This is a genomic window from Pseudomonas sp. MEJ086 (assembly GCF_030209025.1).
GTDB lineage: Bacteria > Pseudomonadota > Gammaproteobacteria > Pseudomonadales > Pseudomonadaceae > Aquipseudomonas > Aquipseudomonas fulva_A.
Genome location: NZ_JARVSV010000048.1, coordinates 1 through 15,502 on the forward strand (window position 1 = coordinate 1; position 15,502 = coordinate 15,502).

The window sequence follows — 15,502 nt, forward strand, 5'->3', positions numbered from 1 at the left end:
AGATCTCGACAGAGGTCTGGGGTTTCGTCTTTTCGGCGCCAGAAAAGGCTGTGGCTGCCCGCACGTAGGCGCAAGCTTGCTGGCGAGCCGCGGTTAAGAGCATCGCCGGCAAGCCGGCTCCTACAACAGGTCGTCCTGCGCGCGGGGGGCAGTGGTGGAAGGGTGAAGCGTCTTCCACCCTACGGATCGCGCCCCAGCTTTCGCGTCGCTCAGCCCAGGGTACAGGACACGTGTAGGAGCCAGCTTGCTGGCGAGCTGCGGTCAAGAGCATCGCGGCAAGCCGGCTCCTGCAATGGCCCGTTTCTCTAAAACGACGAAGCCCGCTTTATGCGGGCTTCGTTGTTTGGCGCTTTACTCGGTTATTGCAGCTGTTCCTTGACCGCAGCGATGCTGCGCCCGCCCTGGTTGAGCCAGGACAGGTCGCTGCCCATAAGCAGCATGTCGCTGCCCATCTCGAGCAGGCGTTTGGCGGTTTCGCCGTCGGCGGGGAAGCAGGGCACCATGACCTGTATCGAGCGGGCGTGGCATTTCTCGATCAGCAGCTCCAGGCGTTGCAGCACTTCAGGGTTGCCCAGTCGATAGTCGACTGGCAATTGGCGCGACAGGGAGTAGTCGGCTGGGCCGAAGTGCACGGCGTCGATACCCTCGACGTCGAGGATCTCGTCGATGTTGTCGAAGAACTCGTAGCTCTCCGCCATCGGCACGATCACGCTGCGTTCATTCTCTGCCTGGGTATAACTGCCCCAGTCGAAGTTCGGCCCTGCGTAGTTGGCCGAGCGCACCGAGCTGTCACCGCCACGGCGGCCCATCGGTGGGAATTTGCTGTAGCGGATGATGGTGCGCATCTGCTCGGCGTTGTGCACCTGCGGAATGATCACCCCCGATGCCCCCATTTCCAGCGCCTTGCGGATATCCCACTCGAGGGTGCCGCGTACCCGCACCAGGCTATGAATACCCGAGCACTTGGCTGCCAGGATGAGCTTTTCCATGTCGCGGTCGACACCCAGCGAAGTGTGCTCGGCATCAATGAAAACGAAATCCAGGCCCCAGTTGCCCGCCACCTCGATGGCCATCGACGACGTGCCGTAGATGTTCATGCCGTAGGTGTGCGAGCGGGCCATCAACTGTTTGAGCGTGCTGGTCATCAGGTCACCTCAGATGCGGTAGGTATCGGGCAGGCGATCGCGGAAGGGATGCACTTCGAACACGCCGGGTTCACGGATCAGCGACTTGTTGCGGGCCTTCTCGACGTCGATCTCGACGGTGAACACACCATCTTCCGCGCCAGCACGTACCAGCGTCTTGCCGGACGGCTCGATGATGTGGCTCATGCCGATGAACTGCATGCCGCCATCCATGTCGTTACGGTTCGGGGCCACGAAGTAGACGATGTTCTCGGCTGCCCGCACGGTGCTGAAGATGTCCGGCAGCATGCGCGCCTGCTCTGGCCAGGCGGCCGGCAACACGACGATGTCGGCGCCTTCCAGGGCCAGGGTGCGTACCACTTCCGGGAAACGGATTTCATAACAGATGGCCATGCCGATGCGACCGATCTCGGTATCGAACACCGGCGGTGTCCACTCATCCGGGGTATCGGTGAAGCGGTCACCGATCATGAACGGCAGGTGACGTTTGCGATGCAGGCCCACGATACCTTCGGGGCCGATCAGCGCTGCCGTGTTGAAGATGGCGTCCGGGCGGCGTTCGTAGAAGCCGGCGATGATGTAGATACCCGTCTCTGCGCTCACGGCCAGCAGTGGGGCCAGCGCTTCGATGTCGATAGCGCCACGCTCCAGATCTTCGCGGCTGTCGAACGAGCCGCCGGTGAGCAGGCATTCTGGGAAGGCGATCAGGCGCGAGCCTTCGAGTGCCGTCTGGCGTGACAGCTCGGCGACTTTCTCGATGGTCTGGGTCGGGTTGCCGGGAATGGGGTGTATCTGCGCGACCGAAATTTTCATGGGTTTCCTCTATGACAGGCAGAACGCGCCCGAGCGATCGGGCGCGCTTGTTCGTGCAGCGACGCTGCGGTGCTTAGGGACTGTTCACGATCGTTGTGTGCATGACGTGGCAGCTCCAAGGCAGAAGTAGCCATTGATGCAGTACCTGTGGGAGCGGGCCATGCCCGCGAAATCACGGGCATGGCCCGTTCCCACAAGGGGCGATCAGCCGTCAGCTCCCGCCCCTTGGCTACCAAAATCGACGAACCTGGGGGCGGAAGATCATGAACAGGTGTTCAGGGCTGGGCGACGTCCATGGCCTCGTAAACTTTCTTCACGAGCTCGGGATTGATCTTGGCGGCGTACTTGTCGACGACCGGGCGGATCTTTTCCTGGATACGGGCGACTTCTTCATCCGGCAGCGGGTTGACCGTCATGCCCGACGCTTCCAGTTCGGCGATAGCCTTGCTGTCCGCTTCGCGGGAGATCTGCCGCTGCTCCAGGCGCACCTCCATGGCCACCTCGCTGATCAGCTTCTTCTCGTCGTCGTTGAGCGTGTCCCAGAAGGTCTTGCCGATCAGGACGATCTGCGGGTTGTAGTTGTGGTGGGTGAGGCTCAGGTACTTCTGCACCTCGTTGAACTTGGAGGCGAGGATCAGCGCGGCCGGGTTCTCCTGACCGTCGACCGTGCCGGTCTCCAGCGCCGTGTGCACTTCGGTGAATGGCAGCGGCGTCGGGTTGGCGCCGAGTGCCGACCACACATCGAGGAACAGCGGCGATTGCTGAGCGCGGATCTTCAGGCCGGCGATGTCTTCGAGCTTCTCCACCGGGCGCTTGTTGTTGGTCAGGTTGCGCACCCCCAGCTCCCAGAACGCCAGGCCGACCAGGTTCTGCTGCGGCAACTGGTCGGTGAGCATCTTGCCGACTTCGCCATCGAGCATGGCGTCGACCTTGGCGGTGTCGGTGTACAGGAACGGGAAGTCGAGGATGCCGAAGTCGGTGACGTGGTTGAGCATCAGCCCGGCGTTCCAGGTCATCATCTCGATCACCCCGCCCTGCAGCGACGACAGTACCTGCACGTCGCCGCCCAGCACGCCATTGGGGAAGGTGCGCACCTTGATCTTGCCGCCGCTGCGCTCGCTGACTTTCTTGGCGAACAGTTCCATGCCGATGGCTGGCGGAGTGCCCTTCGGGCTGGTGGCGGCGAATTTGATGGTGTGCGAGTTGTACTCGGCGGCGAAGCTCAAACTGCTGGCGAAGAGCAACGCGGCGAGTGCGGTCAATTTCATCTTCATGATGGAATCCTTGTTGTGGTTGTTGTTATTTGGCGAACCATTCGGCCGGCACGGTGACCAGCTGCGGAAAGGCGACGAGCAGGAACAGCACGATGATTTCGGCGATCAGGAACGGGAAGGTGCCCTTGAGCAGCGCTTCGTAGCGCATTCGTCCGATACCGCAGACGACGTTGAGCACCGTACCCACGGGCGGGGTGATCAGGCCGATGGAGCAATTGATCATGAACAGCACGCCGAAATAGATCGGATCGATGCCCGCCGCCGTCACCACCGGTACCAGGATCGGCGCGAGCAGCAATACGGTGGGCGTCAGATCCATGACCATGGAGATCACCAGGATCAGCAGCATCAGCACCAGGATCAGCAGCTTCGGGTTGTCCATCACCGGCGCGATCAGGTCGATGATCTGGCCGGGAATGTCGGCGATGGTGATCATCCACGCCGGGATCGATGCCGCCGCGACCAGGAACATCACCGCTGCCGTGGTCTTGCCGGCACGCAGCAGCAGCGCGTTGAGATCCTTCAGATTCAGCTCGCGGTACACCAGTGCGGAAACCAGCAGCGCATAGACGCTGGCCACGGCGCCCGCTTCGGTCGGCGTCACCACGCCAAAGCGCAGGCCGACGACGATGATCACCGGCAGCATCAGCGCCCAGATGCTGTCGACGAAGGCCTTGGCGCGCTCCTTGCCGGATGCCTTGGGGCTCAGCTTCACGTCGGTGTCGCGGCGTGATACCAGCCACCAGGCCACGCACAGCGCCACGGCGATCATCAGCCCCGGAGCGATGCCGGCGAGGAACAGCTTGGTGATCGACAGGCCGGACGCCACGCCCAGCACCACGAAGCCGATGCTCGGCGGGATGATCGAGCCGAGCACCGAGACCGAAGCGATCAGGCCACCGGAGCGGTTCTTGTTGTAGCCGGCGATGACCATCATCGGCAGCAGCAGCGCGGTCAGCGAGGCCGCGTCGGCCAGTGCCGAGCCAGACAGGCTGGACAGCAACACGCCCGCGAAGATGGTCACGTAGCCGAGGCCACCACGCAGGTGGCCAACCATGGCGATGGCCAGGTTGATGATGCGTTTGGACAGCCCGCCGCTGTTCATCACCTCACCGGCGATGATGAACAGCGGAATGGCCAGCAGGGGGAAGCTGCCGGCGGAGTTGATGATGTTCTGCGCGATGATCTGCCCATCGAACAGCCCCAGCAGCCACATCAGGGCCACGCCACAGAGAATCAGGGCGTAGGCGATGGGGGCGCCGATGAGGATGGCGGCCATCAGCACGCCGACGAAGACGGTGAGGGCCATTACTTCAGTACCCCTGCTTGGGTGGTGGGTGCGACGTGGGTGTCGGGTTCGGCGGTCTGCGGCTTGTAGCTGCCCGCCGGTTTTCTCAGGTTGTCGATCATCTGCATGGCGATCAGCGCAGCGCTGAGCACCGAGAACACCAGCCCTGCGCCGTAGAACAGCGCCATGGACACGCCAGTCGATGGCGCACCGACATGCAGGTTGATCAGCGTCTGCTTCCAGCTGCCCTCCAGGAACAGCCAGGTGACGTAGAGCATCAGCACCTGGGTGAGCAGCAGCAGGTATTTGCCGACGGTTGGCGACACGCGACTGGTCACGATGTCGACGCCGATATGGCCGTTCTCATGGAGCATCAACTGGGCCCCGGCGAACACCAGCCAGACGAATGCCAGCCGCGAGATCTCCTCGCTGAAGAACAGCCCGGAGTTGAAGCCATAGCGCAGGACGACGTTGAAGAAGATCAACAGAGTGATACACACCAGGCTGGAAACGATCAGCACTTTCAGCGCGGTGAAGTAGATAGTCAGAATGTTTTTCACGGTGCTCTCTCCAGCGAATGGGCAGATGAGCGAAGTAAGGAAGTTGCTTGATCATTGTTTTCGGCACTCGTGGAAGTGTCCGATACGGCAACGTTGGCCGTGATGAAATAGGCGGGCATGTATCACCTTTTTGTTATTAGTCGTATGTTGCCATACGCGGTGATTGATTCTTTTCTCATTGCCATCGAGTGTCAACGGCACTACCCGAAGAGTCGGATTCAATGTTTTTATTAGGCTGATAAAAACCGCAGATAGTGATGCTAAATGCACTTCCATAGCGCGCACGCACCAATAAGTAACGCGATTTAGCGCGTTATTGTCTTGCAAATTTCAGCCGTTTGTAAGCGCTCAGGCAGCCGAGCGCCGCCGCGGGTTGGGCGGGCTGTAGTGAGTGGGCTGTGGTGGCCGGCAGGGTTTCTGATCGGCGTCGCGAAATAAGATGGGTAATAGTGCAAGTCCTTTTGCAGCGTATCTTAACTAATCAGTCGTTTTAATTTATCCAGTTAGTATTCGTGTATCGCGCAGGTATCAATAGCGTCACGCGAATTGTGGGAGCCACAGTGCAAGTTGCGGGAACAGGATCAATAGCGCGATAAGTAACAGCAGTACCAGGCAGAACGGCAACGCCCCATAGATGACATCCATGAAGTTGCCTTTATTGCGAATGCTCTGCACCACGAACAGGTTCATGCCGAACGGCGGTGTTATCTGCCCCATCTCGCAGAGCACGATCAGGATCACCCCGAACCACAAGGGGTCGAAACCCAGCGCCACGATCACCGGCACCACCAGCGGCGCGGTGGTGATCAACATCGCCAGCGTATCCATGAAACAGCCGAGCACGATGTAGAACAGGATGATCGCCAGCAGCGTGGCCATCGGTGACATGTCCAGGTCGGTGACGAAGCTGACCAGCGTCGGCGTCAGGCCGATGGCCGACAGCACGAAGTTGAGGAAGAACGCCGACAGGGTGATGAAGATGATCATCCCGCTGGTGCGCATGGTGGATTCGAATGCCTGGCCCAGGTTCTGCAACGTGAAGGTCCGGCGCCACAGGCCCAGGCCGAACGCAGCCAGCACACCCAGTGCCGCCGACTCGCTGGCGGTGGCGAAACCACTGTAGATGGCGCCGACCACCAGCACGAAGATCGCCAGCGGCGGCAGCAGGTCGGGGATGCTCGCCAGGCGTTCGGCCCAGGTGGCGTGCTGCCGGGTGCCGCCGAGTTTCGGCCAGATCATGCAGGTGATCACGATCATCGCCACGAACATCACGCACAGCAGCAGGCCGGGAATGGTCGCCGCCAGATAGAGCTTGGGTACCGAGAGGTTGGCGATCAACGCGAACAGGATCATGTTGATCGACGGCGGAATCAGAATGCCCAGGGTGCCGCCCGCCGCGATGGAACCGAGGAACAGCGGTGCCGGGTAGCCTTTGCGCTCCTGCTCCGGCAGGGCGATGGTCGAAATGGTCGCCGCCGTGGCCACGCTGGAGCCGCTGGTGGCGGAAAACAGTGCCGAGGCTCCGATGTTCGAGTTCATCAGGCCGCCTGGCAGCCACGACAGCCACTTGTCGGCGGCGCTGTACATACGCCCGGCCACGCCCGAGCAGACCAGCAACTCGCCCATCAGGATATACAGCGGAATGGCCACCAGCAGGAATTCGGCGCCGGTACTCCAGGCGATTTCGCCCATGGCGTTGCTCAATGGCAGCGCCGAGAACAGCTCGGCCAGCGACATGCCCAGCAGGCCCACGCTGACCGCCGCAGCGACGCTCAGGCCGAGCAGGCCCAGCAGCACGATAAGGGTGAAAGCCAACATTTAGCGGCCCTCCCGGGTAATGTCGTGAGGGCGGCCGGAGTGCGATTCTTCCTCGATCTCCTCCTCGACGGAGTTGATGCCGATCAGTGCGTTGGCCGCCGCCCAGCGTTGCTGACGCAGCTGAATCACGCTGTTGTAGGCCAGCACCAGGATGGTGGTGGCGAAGAACAGGTACCCGGCGAACCACAGTGACTGGGGAATCCACTGCGGCACCTGCAGCGGCGTGGTGGAAATCGAGCGATAGGCGATGGAATCCCACAGCACCCCGCCGACATGGAACAGCAGCGTGCCGACGAACAGCGCCATGCCAGCCAGTGCCAGCAGATCCAAGCCGACCTTGGGCTTGAGCGACAGGCGCGAGTAGATGATGTCCACGCGCAGGTGGGAGCGTTTGAGCAGCGCGATGGGGAACGCCCAGGCGCTGACGATGGCCAGTACGTAGCCGGCGATCTCGTCAGCGCCGCCCATGGAAAAGCCCAACAGGCGGCGCAATAGCAGGTCGATGCTGATCATCAGGGCCGAGCCCATCAGGGCTATGCCGCCCACCCAGGCACTGACCTTGGCGATGCGATTGATGAGCCGCAGGCTCGGGGTGTCGGTACGTTGCATGAGCAGGTTTCTCCGCGAACGGTTGCAGGGCAGCGCGGCAAGTGCCGCATCGGGCGAGGCCTTCGCCGTGCTCAGGGATCTTTCAGGCTGATGCCGATCGCCTTGCCCGCCGTGGCATTCCACTGCTGCACGCAGTCGGCGCCGCACCGCGTGCCCCAGTCATTGGCGATGCGCAGCACCACGGCGCGCAGCTTGGCGCGCTCCTCGTCGCTGGGGGCATTGGCCTGCATGTCGGCAGGGTGGTGAATCTGGCAGTCGGCGGCACCGGTGTTGCAGGCCAGCGCATAGCGGTTCTCCCTGGCGGTTTCCGTCCACAGGGCATCCTCCAGCACCTGCGCCTGGGTCTGCAGCAGTTGCTGCACCTGAGGGGAAAGCTGTTGCCAGCGCTGCAGGCCCATGGCGTAGAAACCGATCGACCAGTCCACCGGCAGATCGTAGACATGGCCCGCCACGTCGTACCACTTGGCGGCATTGCCCGAGCCCATGCCGGTTACCGCGCAGTCGATGACGCCGGTCTGCATCGCCGTGACCACCTCGGCGAACGGCAGCGTAACCGGTGAACCGCCGAGTGCGCCGACCATGTCGGCCATGTTGCGGCCACGTACCCTGACCTTGCGGCCCTTGAGATCGTCGAGGCCATGCACGGCATCGCGGCAGAAGAACACCTGCGCGGTATAGGGCACGGTGGCCAGCAGCTTGACGCCGTGGCGCTCGGCCATGCGTGCCTCCAGCACCGGCTTGTAGGCATTGGCGATCTTGTGCGAAGTCTCGATGTCGGCGGCCATGCCGGGCAGGTCGATGCCCTCGAAGGCGGCATCGTCGCCCGCCACGAAGGCGAACACGCCCATGCCGATCTCCACCGCGCCCGAGCGCAGCACGCGAACCATCTCCGGGCCCTTGAGGCCACTTTCCGACAGCCCCATCAGGCGTGCGGTGACCTTGCCGCCCGAGCTGGCGGGCAGGGTTTCATTCCAGAACGGGCGCTCGACGGCGCGAAAGGTGTAGTTGTGGCTACCGCCACCGACCACATTGAAATGGATGGACGACGCATCGTCCGCAAGCGCGCTGGCGCCAATCGAGCAGCCCAGCGCAGCCAGGATCACCCTGGGGAGCGAGTACAGTTTCATGGTAGTCCTGTTGTTCTTTTGGGGGAGCTACGGGGCAGAAACCTGATGAAAAGTGCAGCGGGTCAGTATTGGAATTGTCGTGGCGCCTGACCTTGCGCGCAGTGATGCCGGTTTATCGATGGAGCGGCGCTATCAGCGTGCTTTGCCGATGGCCGCGTCGATCAGCGGGCGCGAGCCCACCACGTCGGGAAACTTCTCGCCGCGAGCCAGGCGCGCCAACGTGTGCTTCTCGTTTTCCTGGAACTCGATGGCGCGGCGGGCCAGGGCCAATGCCTGGGCGGGTGGCAGGATAACGATGCCGTTCTCGTCGGCTATCACCGCATCACCCGGTCGAACTACGACGCCACCGCACTGCACCGCGGTACAGAATTCGCCTTCCTCGCCCTTCACCCGCGTGGTGATGGCGCTGGCGCCCCAGGACCAGACCGGTACGCCGTGCTGACGAATCTCGCCCAGATCGGTGACGTAACCGTCGATGACGATCCCGGCAATGCCCGCCTGCTTGGCGGCATAGGCCATGGCGCCGCCCATGGCAGCGGTCACGGTTTCGCCGCAGCGATCGACCACCAGAAAATCGCCAGGCCTCGCGCAACCCATCGCGTAATGTAAGATCCCGCCGTCGGCGCCGGGCATCTTCACCGTGACGGCAGTGCCCACGGTGCGCAGATTTTCGAAATGCGCCCGTATCTGTGGGCTCAATATGCCGGTGGTAATGAAGTGCCCAATAGTCGCGGGCTCGGCGCGCAAAAGAACGGAAAGTTCTTCTGGATCAATCGCTTCAGGAAGTGCTTCGATAATATACATGCGCTATTTAATTATTCGTTCTGGGCAAGAAAGTTAGCCCGATCCTAGCAAGCATGTTTTTCTGGCGATAATAAAAATCAACGAACAGAAGAGGGGAAGATTTTTATCATGCGTATTACCCTGATGCAGATCGAGGCCTTCTACTGGACTGCCCGATTGGGCGGTGTACATGCTGCATCACGCCACCTTCACCTTACCCAGCCGGCCATTTCCTCGCGCATTCGGGAGATGGAATCGCTGCTCAGCGTCAAGCTGTTCGACCGCAGCAAACAGCGCATGACCCTCACCGCCGATGGCCATATCGCCCTGCGCCACGCCGAGCTGGCGCTCAACAACAGCGTGAAACTCGAGCAGTTCGCCGCCAAGCAGAAGCAGCACCGCAGGCTGCGCCTGGGCGCCGACGAATGCTCGGCGATGGTCGGCCTGACCGCCGTGATCGCCGAGATCAAGGCGCACTTTCCCGAGATCACCCTGGAAATCACCATCGACGTCGGTGCCGTGCTCAACCGCAAGCTCAACGACCACGAACTCGACCTGGCGCTGCTCACCAACCCCGCCACCCGTGAGGACGTCACCGATATCTTCATCGGCTGGATGACCTTCCAGTGGGTCGCCTCACCGCAACTGGCCATCGATGCCGACCCCTTCCTGCCGGAACATGCGGCCGGCCACCCCATCGTCAGCCACTCCGCCCCCTCGACCCTCTACTCGGTGGTCGAGAACTGGCTGAAGGGCGGCAACGCACCGTCGGAAGCCTTTCACTCCAGCAACTCCCTGAGCTTCATGGCCAAACTGGTCTCCGCCGGCCACGCCATCGGCATCCTGCCCGTACCCCTGATCCGCGAAATGCTCGCCCTCAACCTGCTGAAAACCCTGCCCTGCGACCCACCCATCCCTCCAGCCCGCTTCTGCCTCTCCTACATGACGGAAATGCCCGATATGCAGATCGATGCGCTGGTCGCGATAACCCGGGAGACGTTATTGCGGCAGAAGTTTCTGGTGGGAGCGGAGGTTATGGGTGGGATTGAATGACAGAGTAGGAAATTGAAGCTGCTGATGTATCGAGGTTGTGATTGTTGCGAGATCGCCTGATCTTTTTATCGAGATGCATGAAGTGCGTTGTTTGCTCTGCAGGCTAATGCCGCACAGGCCAATGACATGTAAAAGAAATGCGATTTTTCACACGTTCCGCTTCAACGCAGCCGGGCAGCCTGCTCCGCAACCAGGGCCCGTATCATCCGTAGGCAGCGCATCTCACCGGTAAACGTAGCGCGCAGCTCCGGGCGGCCTGCCGAAAGCGCTGCATTTTCCTGCTCCGTTTCCGCCAACAGTGCATCCGCCTCGACGACTATACGTCCCTGCATGCGTTGCAGTTGCGCGTTGGCAGGTGTGCGTTTGATACCAAGGGCTTCGGCGGCGTCGAGCAGGTGGTTGCGGTCAATGCGGGCCAAGTGGCTTTCACCGAGGATCGGCCAGGCCAGGGTGGTTGCCTGCGGCCAGCGATCCTGGTCGAAAGCGCGGGTCTCGAAGACCGCAGTGCAGAGCAGGTCATAGAACGGTGCCAGTTGTTGACCGCGGCCGCTGACCAGAAAACTGATGTTCTTGAGATGAGCATCGGTATTGCCGACCAGTACGTTGAAGACCAGCCAGCCGAACAGGCGCGCACGTGCCACGGCTGGCGATGTGGTCAGCGTCAGCAGCTCCGTGAGGCGTTCGATGCTACCGGCCTGGTACTTGAAATGGCGATCCAGCGCGAGCATCTGGCAGGCATCGATGCTGTGCAGGCGTTGCCATTCTTCTCCGCGCTTCTTTCGGTCGAAACGTTCGATCAGATAGACCGGCTGTGGCACATAGCGGCGGCTGACTTCGGGTACCGAAAGGCCGACGCGTGCAGCCAGGCGCATGGTGAACCATTCGTTGATCACCGAGTGTGCGAAGGCCCGCTCGGGGTGATCGGGTTTGAGTATGTGGGTCGATGGCCAGGCGCCAACCGGCTCGTACAGCTCGCCCTGATCGAGCACCATCGCCAGCTTGTGCTGGGCACCAGCCAGCGACATGCGTTTTTGCGCCTCGTGGGTCAGCGGCAGGCGTGGCACGGCTTCGATACGCCTTGCCAGGTCGGCGTCTGCCAAGGGGCGCAACTCGCCTTTCGGCAACTGCTGCCCAGGTGCGAGCAGGGTCAAGGAGCCTGCCGACTCGGCGCCGTAATGAGCGAGCAGAGCAAAGGCGTCGCTGGCGTCCAGGCGAGCATCGCCGGCCAGCAATTGGCGTTGGCCTTCCTCGGGCAGCAGGTTGTCGAAATACCACTGCACTGGACGGTGGCTGCTGCCGTCGACGATGGTTTGGCTCTTGGCCGGTAGATTCGGACAAAGGTCGAAAGCGTCCCAGTCATCTGCATAACTGAAACGCCAGATGCCGTTCTCATCGTAGAGGTGCCCGACCAGATGTTCGCCGATCCAGGCCTGCAGTTCGCGCCTCATGCGTCGTGCTCACCGGGTAGTGTTTCGACTTCATCCGGCAGATCGACAATCAGTCGCAGACCCAGGCCTTCGAGTACTTGAAACAGCTTGCCCCACTGCACGCTCTCGCTGCCGCGTTCGACCTTGCCAAGGAAATTCTCGCTGACGCCAATGCTACTGGCGGCATCGTCCTGACGGATGTTTTGGGCCTTGCGCGCGAGGCGAATAAGGGCGCCGAGCTCGGTGGCGTTTTTGAGAGTCGTCTGCATATAGAATCCTCATGATCGTGAGGAATTTGGCACGTAAATGCTGCTTAGGCAAATAAATCCGCATGGTTGTGCGGATTCTTATGATTGTTCCCATCCGGCAAGTTGAATCCTTACGATCGTGAGGATTATTTGCGCCTGGTAAAGCCAAGGGAGGGGTGCCAGCTCCAGTGGCGATCAGTCAAAGTACCGCTGTCATTACGCTCACACGCGAGGCTCACACGCCCATAGCGCATGGCACAGGCGCGAAGCCCCATACCCTTTTGCGCGGCCAGTGCCGCCAGTTCGCTCCGCCCCCTTGACCCTCTACTCAGTGGTCGATAACTGGCTGAAGGGCGGCAGCGCACAGTCGGAAGCCTTTCCCCCCAGCAATTCCCTTAGCTTCATGGCCAAACTGGTCTCGGCCAGCCACGCCATCAGCATCCTGCCCGTACCGCTGATCCGCGAAATGCTCGTCCTCACCTGCTGAAAAACCCTGCCCTGCGACCCACTCACTCCCCCAGCCAGATTCTGCCTCTCCGACATGTCGGCAATGCCCGACATGCAGATCGATGAACTGGTCGCGATAACCCGGGAGACGTTATTGAGGCAGAAGTTTTTGGTTCGGGCGGAGGCGACGTCCCCATGAGCCGTCCTTGGCGTCTGATCGGCATTCTTCGCTACGTAGCGCCTGGCGACTTACTCCTTGCTCCGACGCACCTCGCGCATCGCTGCCTTGTGCGCGGCCCTGACCAGGTCGCAGGCATCTTCGGTGAGCAGGTAGGCGGCTTCGCTGAGGTTCTGCACGTCGATGGCGTCTGCCTGGGTGATCTTCATGGCGGCGAGGCTGTGCAGCAGGCCGCGTACGGCGTTCAGGCGTTGCGTGGCGCTTTCCTGCAGGTCGAGGTAGGAGTTGTTGGTGTCGATCAGCAGCACCGGTGTGGTGGTTGGGTTGCTGGACAGGGGGAGAAGGTCAGTCATTGTGCTGGCCTCCGTTCTGGTATTCGGTGGGGACGGATTGGGGGGAATGTGTATTCGTCATGGGTGTAGCTCCTTGATTTGATGAGCTGCCACGAACCGTCGCCAAACGATTTTGGGTGGCAGCTGTGCGCAGGTTGGCGAACCGGGAATCAAGGCACCCGGCACCCCCGAAGGAGTCCCGCGCACAGCCGCCATGACACGACATTGCGGGCACAAAAAAAGCGCCTGCAATGAGGTCTAGGGCGCTGTTGCGCCTTGATTTACTCGGGTCGCCAAACCCGGTCACTGATTTTGCAGCGACGCGGCGACTATAGGCCGGTAGGGCTGGCCTGGCAACGTCAGCTGAAGCCTGCCGTTGCCATGAATAGGCGCCAAGTTCGAGCGGCTGCATTGGAGAAGCGAGAACCCCAGAAACGACAAAGCCCTCAGTTAGCGGGCTTTTCCGGGGGGCTTTAGACTGCTGGAGACAGCGGTAAACAGCTATTTGGCGCCCAGGCGCGCCTCTAACCTGTTCTGTAAGCTGCTGATCTATATAGGGATACCTGGGTTCTATTTTTCCTGGTGTACACGCTGGTGTACACGGTGGGCGCTGCTGAACACTAATCTGGCCAGTTTTTGAGCAAGCTGGGTGCCTTTGGATCTGCCCGGAGGTGATGCGGAATGATCATCCTGTTATCGCTTAGGCATGTTCCCTGGTTCGTCCGTGTGCAGACCGGCGTGTGGTGGAACCCTCGGCAATATGTCTGGTGCTCATAATTAACCTGAAATGCAGCGAGTTAACCCGGTTAACCAGTTAACTAACTTCCAGCCCCAGTCACTAGCGTGAGATCGGGGCTCGAATTACCCTTACCGCCACCTACCTCCCAGGGGCCCCCGGTCATTTCCATCGCTGATGCCCGATGAGCCTCATCCTAGGCATCAACTTTCGCCCATAGCCTTCGCACGCTGATGGCCTCAAGCGCGACGGGGTGCGGGGCGTATCTCATTGTGTGTTCATCGCGGTGTATATGGTGTAGTAAGTGTAATTCTGTCGCTGTAGCCCTAGTGCTACGCGGGGTTCAGCTCCATTACACCTTTATCGGAAGCCCGTTACACCAACCGAGAAATACACCATTGGTGTAATGCACTGCGCTGCCAGCAAGCAAATAAAAAAGCCGCTGGCAAATGCACCAGCGGCTCAATACATAGCGCTCAACCTAGATCAGTCGTACCAGTCCAGTCCCAGGCTCTGTGCAGTTTCCAGCTTACCCAGATCGTCAATGACCGGAGCCGCGAAGCACTGCATCTGCTCGACCGTTACACCTGGTGGTGCGTACATCTTGATCTGATCGTAAGTGCGATCCGGGTATAGCTTGGTTAACACACGCACTGCCCAAGCTGCTCGATCGCCGTCATCCAGCGGCTTAATGATCCCTCGCTTTTCAGCGACTGCCGACCAGTCAATTAGCTGCCAGTACGCGACTAGCCCGTTATGAGTGACGAACCGATTGGCCACGCGCCGGCCTTTGCCAATCTGAAGCGCTCGTCTCAAGCGGCCTTCCCGTTCGCCAGGTCGCGTAACTCATACTGGGTATAGGTGCGATTGCCTGGAGCAAAGGTCGGCACCTTGAGGGACGTTAGTTGATGTCCTGCGCCGTGCTTGATGAGCTCTGCGCCGATGGCTACCAGCGCGCCCGCCGCTTGATCCCAGTCTGCACCGAGTTTGAGCGCCATAGCCCTGCTACTTGCAGCTATCGCCGAACGCAGTTGTTCTTGCGCGACCTCTAGCTGGCCGCTGATGGTAGTTGCCTCGGCTTCAAAGGCGCGGAGCAGCGGCTGATTGGCCTGCCTCTCTGCCTTCACTTTCGCCATACCCTCAGCCGCCTTGGCCATTTTGGTCTGAGCGGCTTTTTCAGCTGTCGGCTCACCGCTAGATGCGGCCGTCGCAATGCTCTGTGCTGCCTCCTGCTCGGCATGGCTGGCTTGCTCGAAAGCCGTACGGTTCGCTTTACGCATCTCTGTCAGCTTTCCGGCGATACGTTTAGCACTCGCCTCGAGGCGCTCCACGGATTGGCGGGCAAGAAGCTCGGCCTCGTTGGCCGCTAAAATCGCTTTATTGGCCCCGGCCAGTTGTTCCAGATACTGGATGCGCCGGTTGAGCCGCTCAATTCGGCTTTTCACCTCATCGAGCTGCATCCCTGCTGTCATACGCTGCTCCTGCGCTGCATAAAACTCAGATGAGCCCACCGCATTACCGAGGTGGCTCCAGTTCTGAGGTGCCTCACTCTCTACCTTCTGCAGCTCTGCATAGCGCAGCTCAAGCGACTCCTTATCGGTAGTCAGGGTGGCGAGTTCTTGCTTTAGTTCGTTCAACTCTTGCATGGTTAAATCTCCAATTCG

General features: G+C 60.8%; 17 protein-coding genes. 2 read left to right on the forward strand and 15 right to left on the reverse strand.

The genetic code is table 11. The features are described from left to right. Positions 1-359: 359 nt before the first annotated feature. From QRN22_RS24715 to QRN22_RS24755, 9 genes are all read right to left on the reverse strand, one after another. Complete coding sequence (locus QRN22_RS24715; RefSeq protein ID WP_042552900.1) at positions 360-1,145, reverse strand: HpcH/HpaI aldolase family protein; 786 nt, start codon at positions 1,143-1,145, stop codon at positions 360-362. A gap of 9 nt (positions 1,146-1,154) precedes the next feature. Further along, positions 1,155-1,958: a carbon-nitrogen hydrolase family protein gene (locus tag QRN22_RS24720; protein ID WP_042552901.1), complete on the reverse strand. Its 804-nt coding sequence runs from the start codon at positions 1,956-1,958 to the stop codon at positions 1,155-1,157. 275 nt (positions 1,959-2,233) lie between these two features. Beyond that, positions 2,234-3,232 carry a TRAP transporter substrate-binding protein gene (locus QRN22_RS24725; RefSeq protein WP_042552902.1) on the reverse strand — a complete coding sequence of 333 codons (999 nt, stop codon included), beginning with the start codon at positions 3,230-3,232 and terminating at the stop codon, positions 2,234-2,236. A gap of 25 nt (positions 3,233-3,257) precedes the next feature. Beyond that, positions 3,258-4,541 (reverse strand): TRAP transporter large permease, encoded by a 1,284-nt coding sequence (locus QRN22_RS24730; RefSeq protein WP_042552903.1) that lies wholly within the window; start codon positions 4,539-4,541, stop codon positions 3,258-3,260. Further along, positions 4,541-5,080, reverse strand: a complete 540-nt coding sequence (locus tag QRN22_RS24735; protein WP_042552904.1) for a TRAP transporter small permease — start codon at positions 5,078-5,080, stop codon at positions 4,541-4,543. Before QRN22_RS24735 ends, QRN22_RS24730 begins: the two co-directional genes overlap by 1 nt. Positions 5,081-5,617: 537 nt before the next feature. Further along, entirely contained in the window at positions 5,618-6,898 is a 1,281-nt protein-coding gene (locus tag QRN22_RS24740; protein ID WP_042552905.1) for a TRAP transporter large permease, read from the reverse strand. Continuing rightward, positions 6,899-7,507: a TRAP transporter small permease subunit gene (locus QRN22_RS24745; RefSeq protein WP_042552906.1), complete on the reverse strand. Its 609-nt coding sequence runs from the start codon at positions 7,505-7,507 to the stop codon at positions 6,899-6,901. 71 nt (positions 7,508-7,578) lie between these two features. Next, complete coding sequence (locus QRN22_RS24750) at positions 7,579-8,634, reverse strand: TRAP transporter substrate-binding protein (protein ID WP_042552907.1); 1,056 nt, start codon at positions 8,632-8,634, stop codon at positions 7,579-7,581. Positions 8,635-8,766: 132 nt separating this feature from the next. Beyond that, entirely contained in the window at positions 8,767-9,438 is a 672-nt protein-coding gene (locus QRN22_RS24755; protein WP_042552908.1) for an RraA family protein, read from the reverse strand. A 108-nt stretch (positions 9,439-9,546) separates the two neighbouring features. Between QRN22_RS24755 and QRN22_RS24760 the strand changes: the two genes are divergently transcribed. Beyond that, positions 9,547-10,470, forward strand: a complete 924-nt coding sequence (locus QRN22_RS24760; RefSeq protein WP_042552909.1) for a LysR family transcriptional regulator — start codon at positions 9,547-9,549, stop codon at positions 10,468-10,470. Between the two features lie 161 nt (positions 10,471-10,631). Here QRN22_RS24760 and QRN22_RS24765 read toward each other — a convergent pair whose 3' ends face one another. The 3 genes from QRN22_RS24765 to QRN22_RS26725 form a co-directional block, all read right to left on the reverse strand. Continuing rightward, positions 10,632-11,918, reverse strand: coding sequence for a HipA domain-containing protein (locus QRN22_RS24765; RefSeq protein ID WP_042552910.1), 1,287 nt, complete (start codon positions 11,916-11,918; stop codon positions 10,632-10,634). Continuing rightward, positions 11,915-12,166: a helix-turn-helix domain-containing protein gene (locus tag QRN22_RS24770; protein WP_042552911.1), complete on the reverse strand. Its 252-nt coding sequence runs from the start codon at positions 12,164-12,166 to the stop codon at positions 11,915-11,917. The genes QRN22_RS24765 and QRN22_RS24770 overlap by 4 nt, the downstream gene beginning before the upstream one ends. A 125-nt stretch (positions 12,167-12,291) precedes the next feature. Then, positions 12,292-12,420, reverse strand: coding sequence for a hypothetical protein (locus tag QRN22_RS26725; RefSeq protein WP_502945155.1), 129 nt, complete (start codon positions 12,418-12,420; stop codon positions 12,292-12,294). Positions 12,421-12,461: 41 nt separating this feature from the next. On the opposite strand from QRN22_RS26725, the gene QRN22_RS24775 reads away from it, so the two are divergent. Beyond that, the gene (locus tag QRN22_RS24775) at positions 12,462-12,632 is read left to right on the forward strand and encodes a hypothetical protein (RefSeq protein WP_231570123.1); all 171 of its coding nucleotides are present in this window, start codon (positions 12,462-12,464) and stop codon (positions 12,630-12,632) included. Between the two features lie 209 nt (positions 12,633-12,841). On the opposite strand, the gene QRN22_RS24780 is transcribed toward QRN22_RS24775, so the two are convergent. The 3 genes from QRN22_RS24780 to QRN22_RS24790 all read right to left on the reverse strand — a co-directional run bounded on the left by QRN22_RS24780 (position 12,842) and on the right by QRN22_RS24790 (position 15,484). Further along, entirely contained in the window at positions 12,842-13,123 is a 282-nt protein-coding gene (locus QRN22_RS24780) for a hypothetical protein (protein WP_052493760.1), read from the reverse strand. A gap of 1,201 nt (positions 13,124-14,324) precedes the next feature. Continuing rightward, positions 14,325-14,486 (reverse strand): hypothetical protein, encoded by a 162-nt coding sequence (locus QRN22_RS24785; RefSeq protein ID WP_156152671.1) that lies wholly within the window; start codon positions 14,484-14,486, stop codon positions 14,325-14,327. Positions 14,487-14,650: 164 nt separating this feature from the next. After that, entirely contained in the window at positions 14,651-15,484 is an 834-nt protein-coding gene (locus QRN22_RS24790; RefSeq protein ID WP_042552914.1) for a coiled-coil domain-containing protein, read from the reverse strand. Positions 15,485-15,502: the final 18 nt, after the last annotated feature.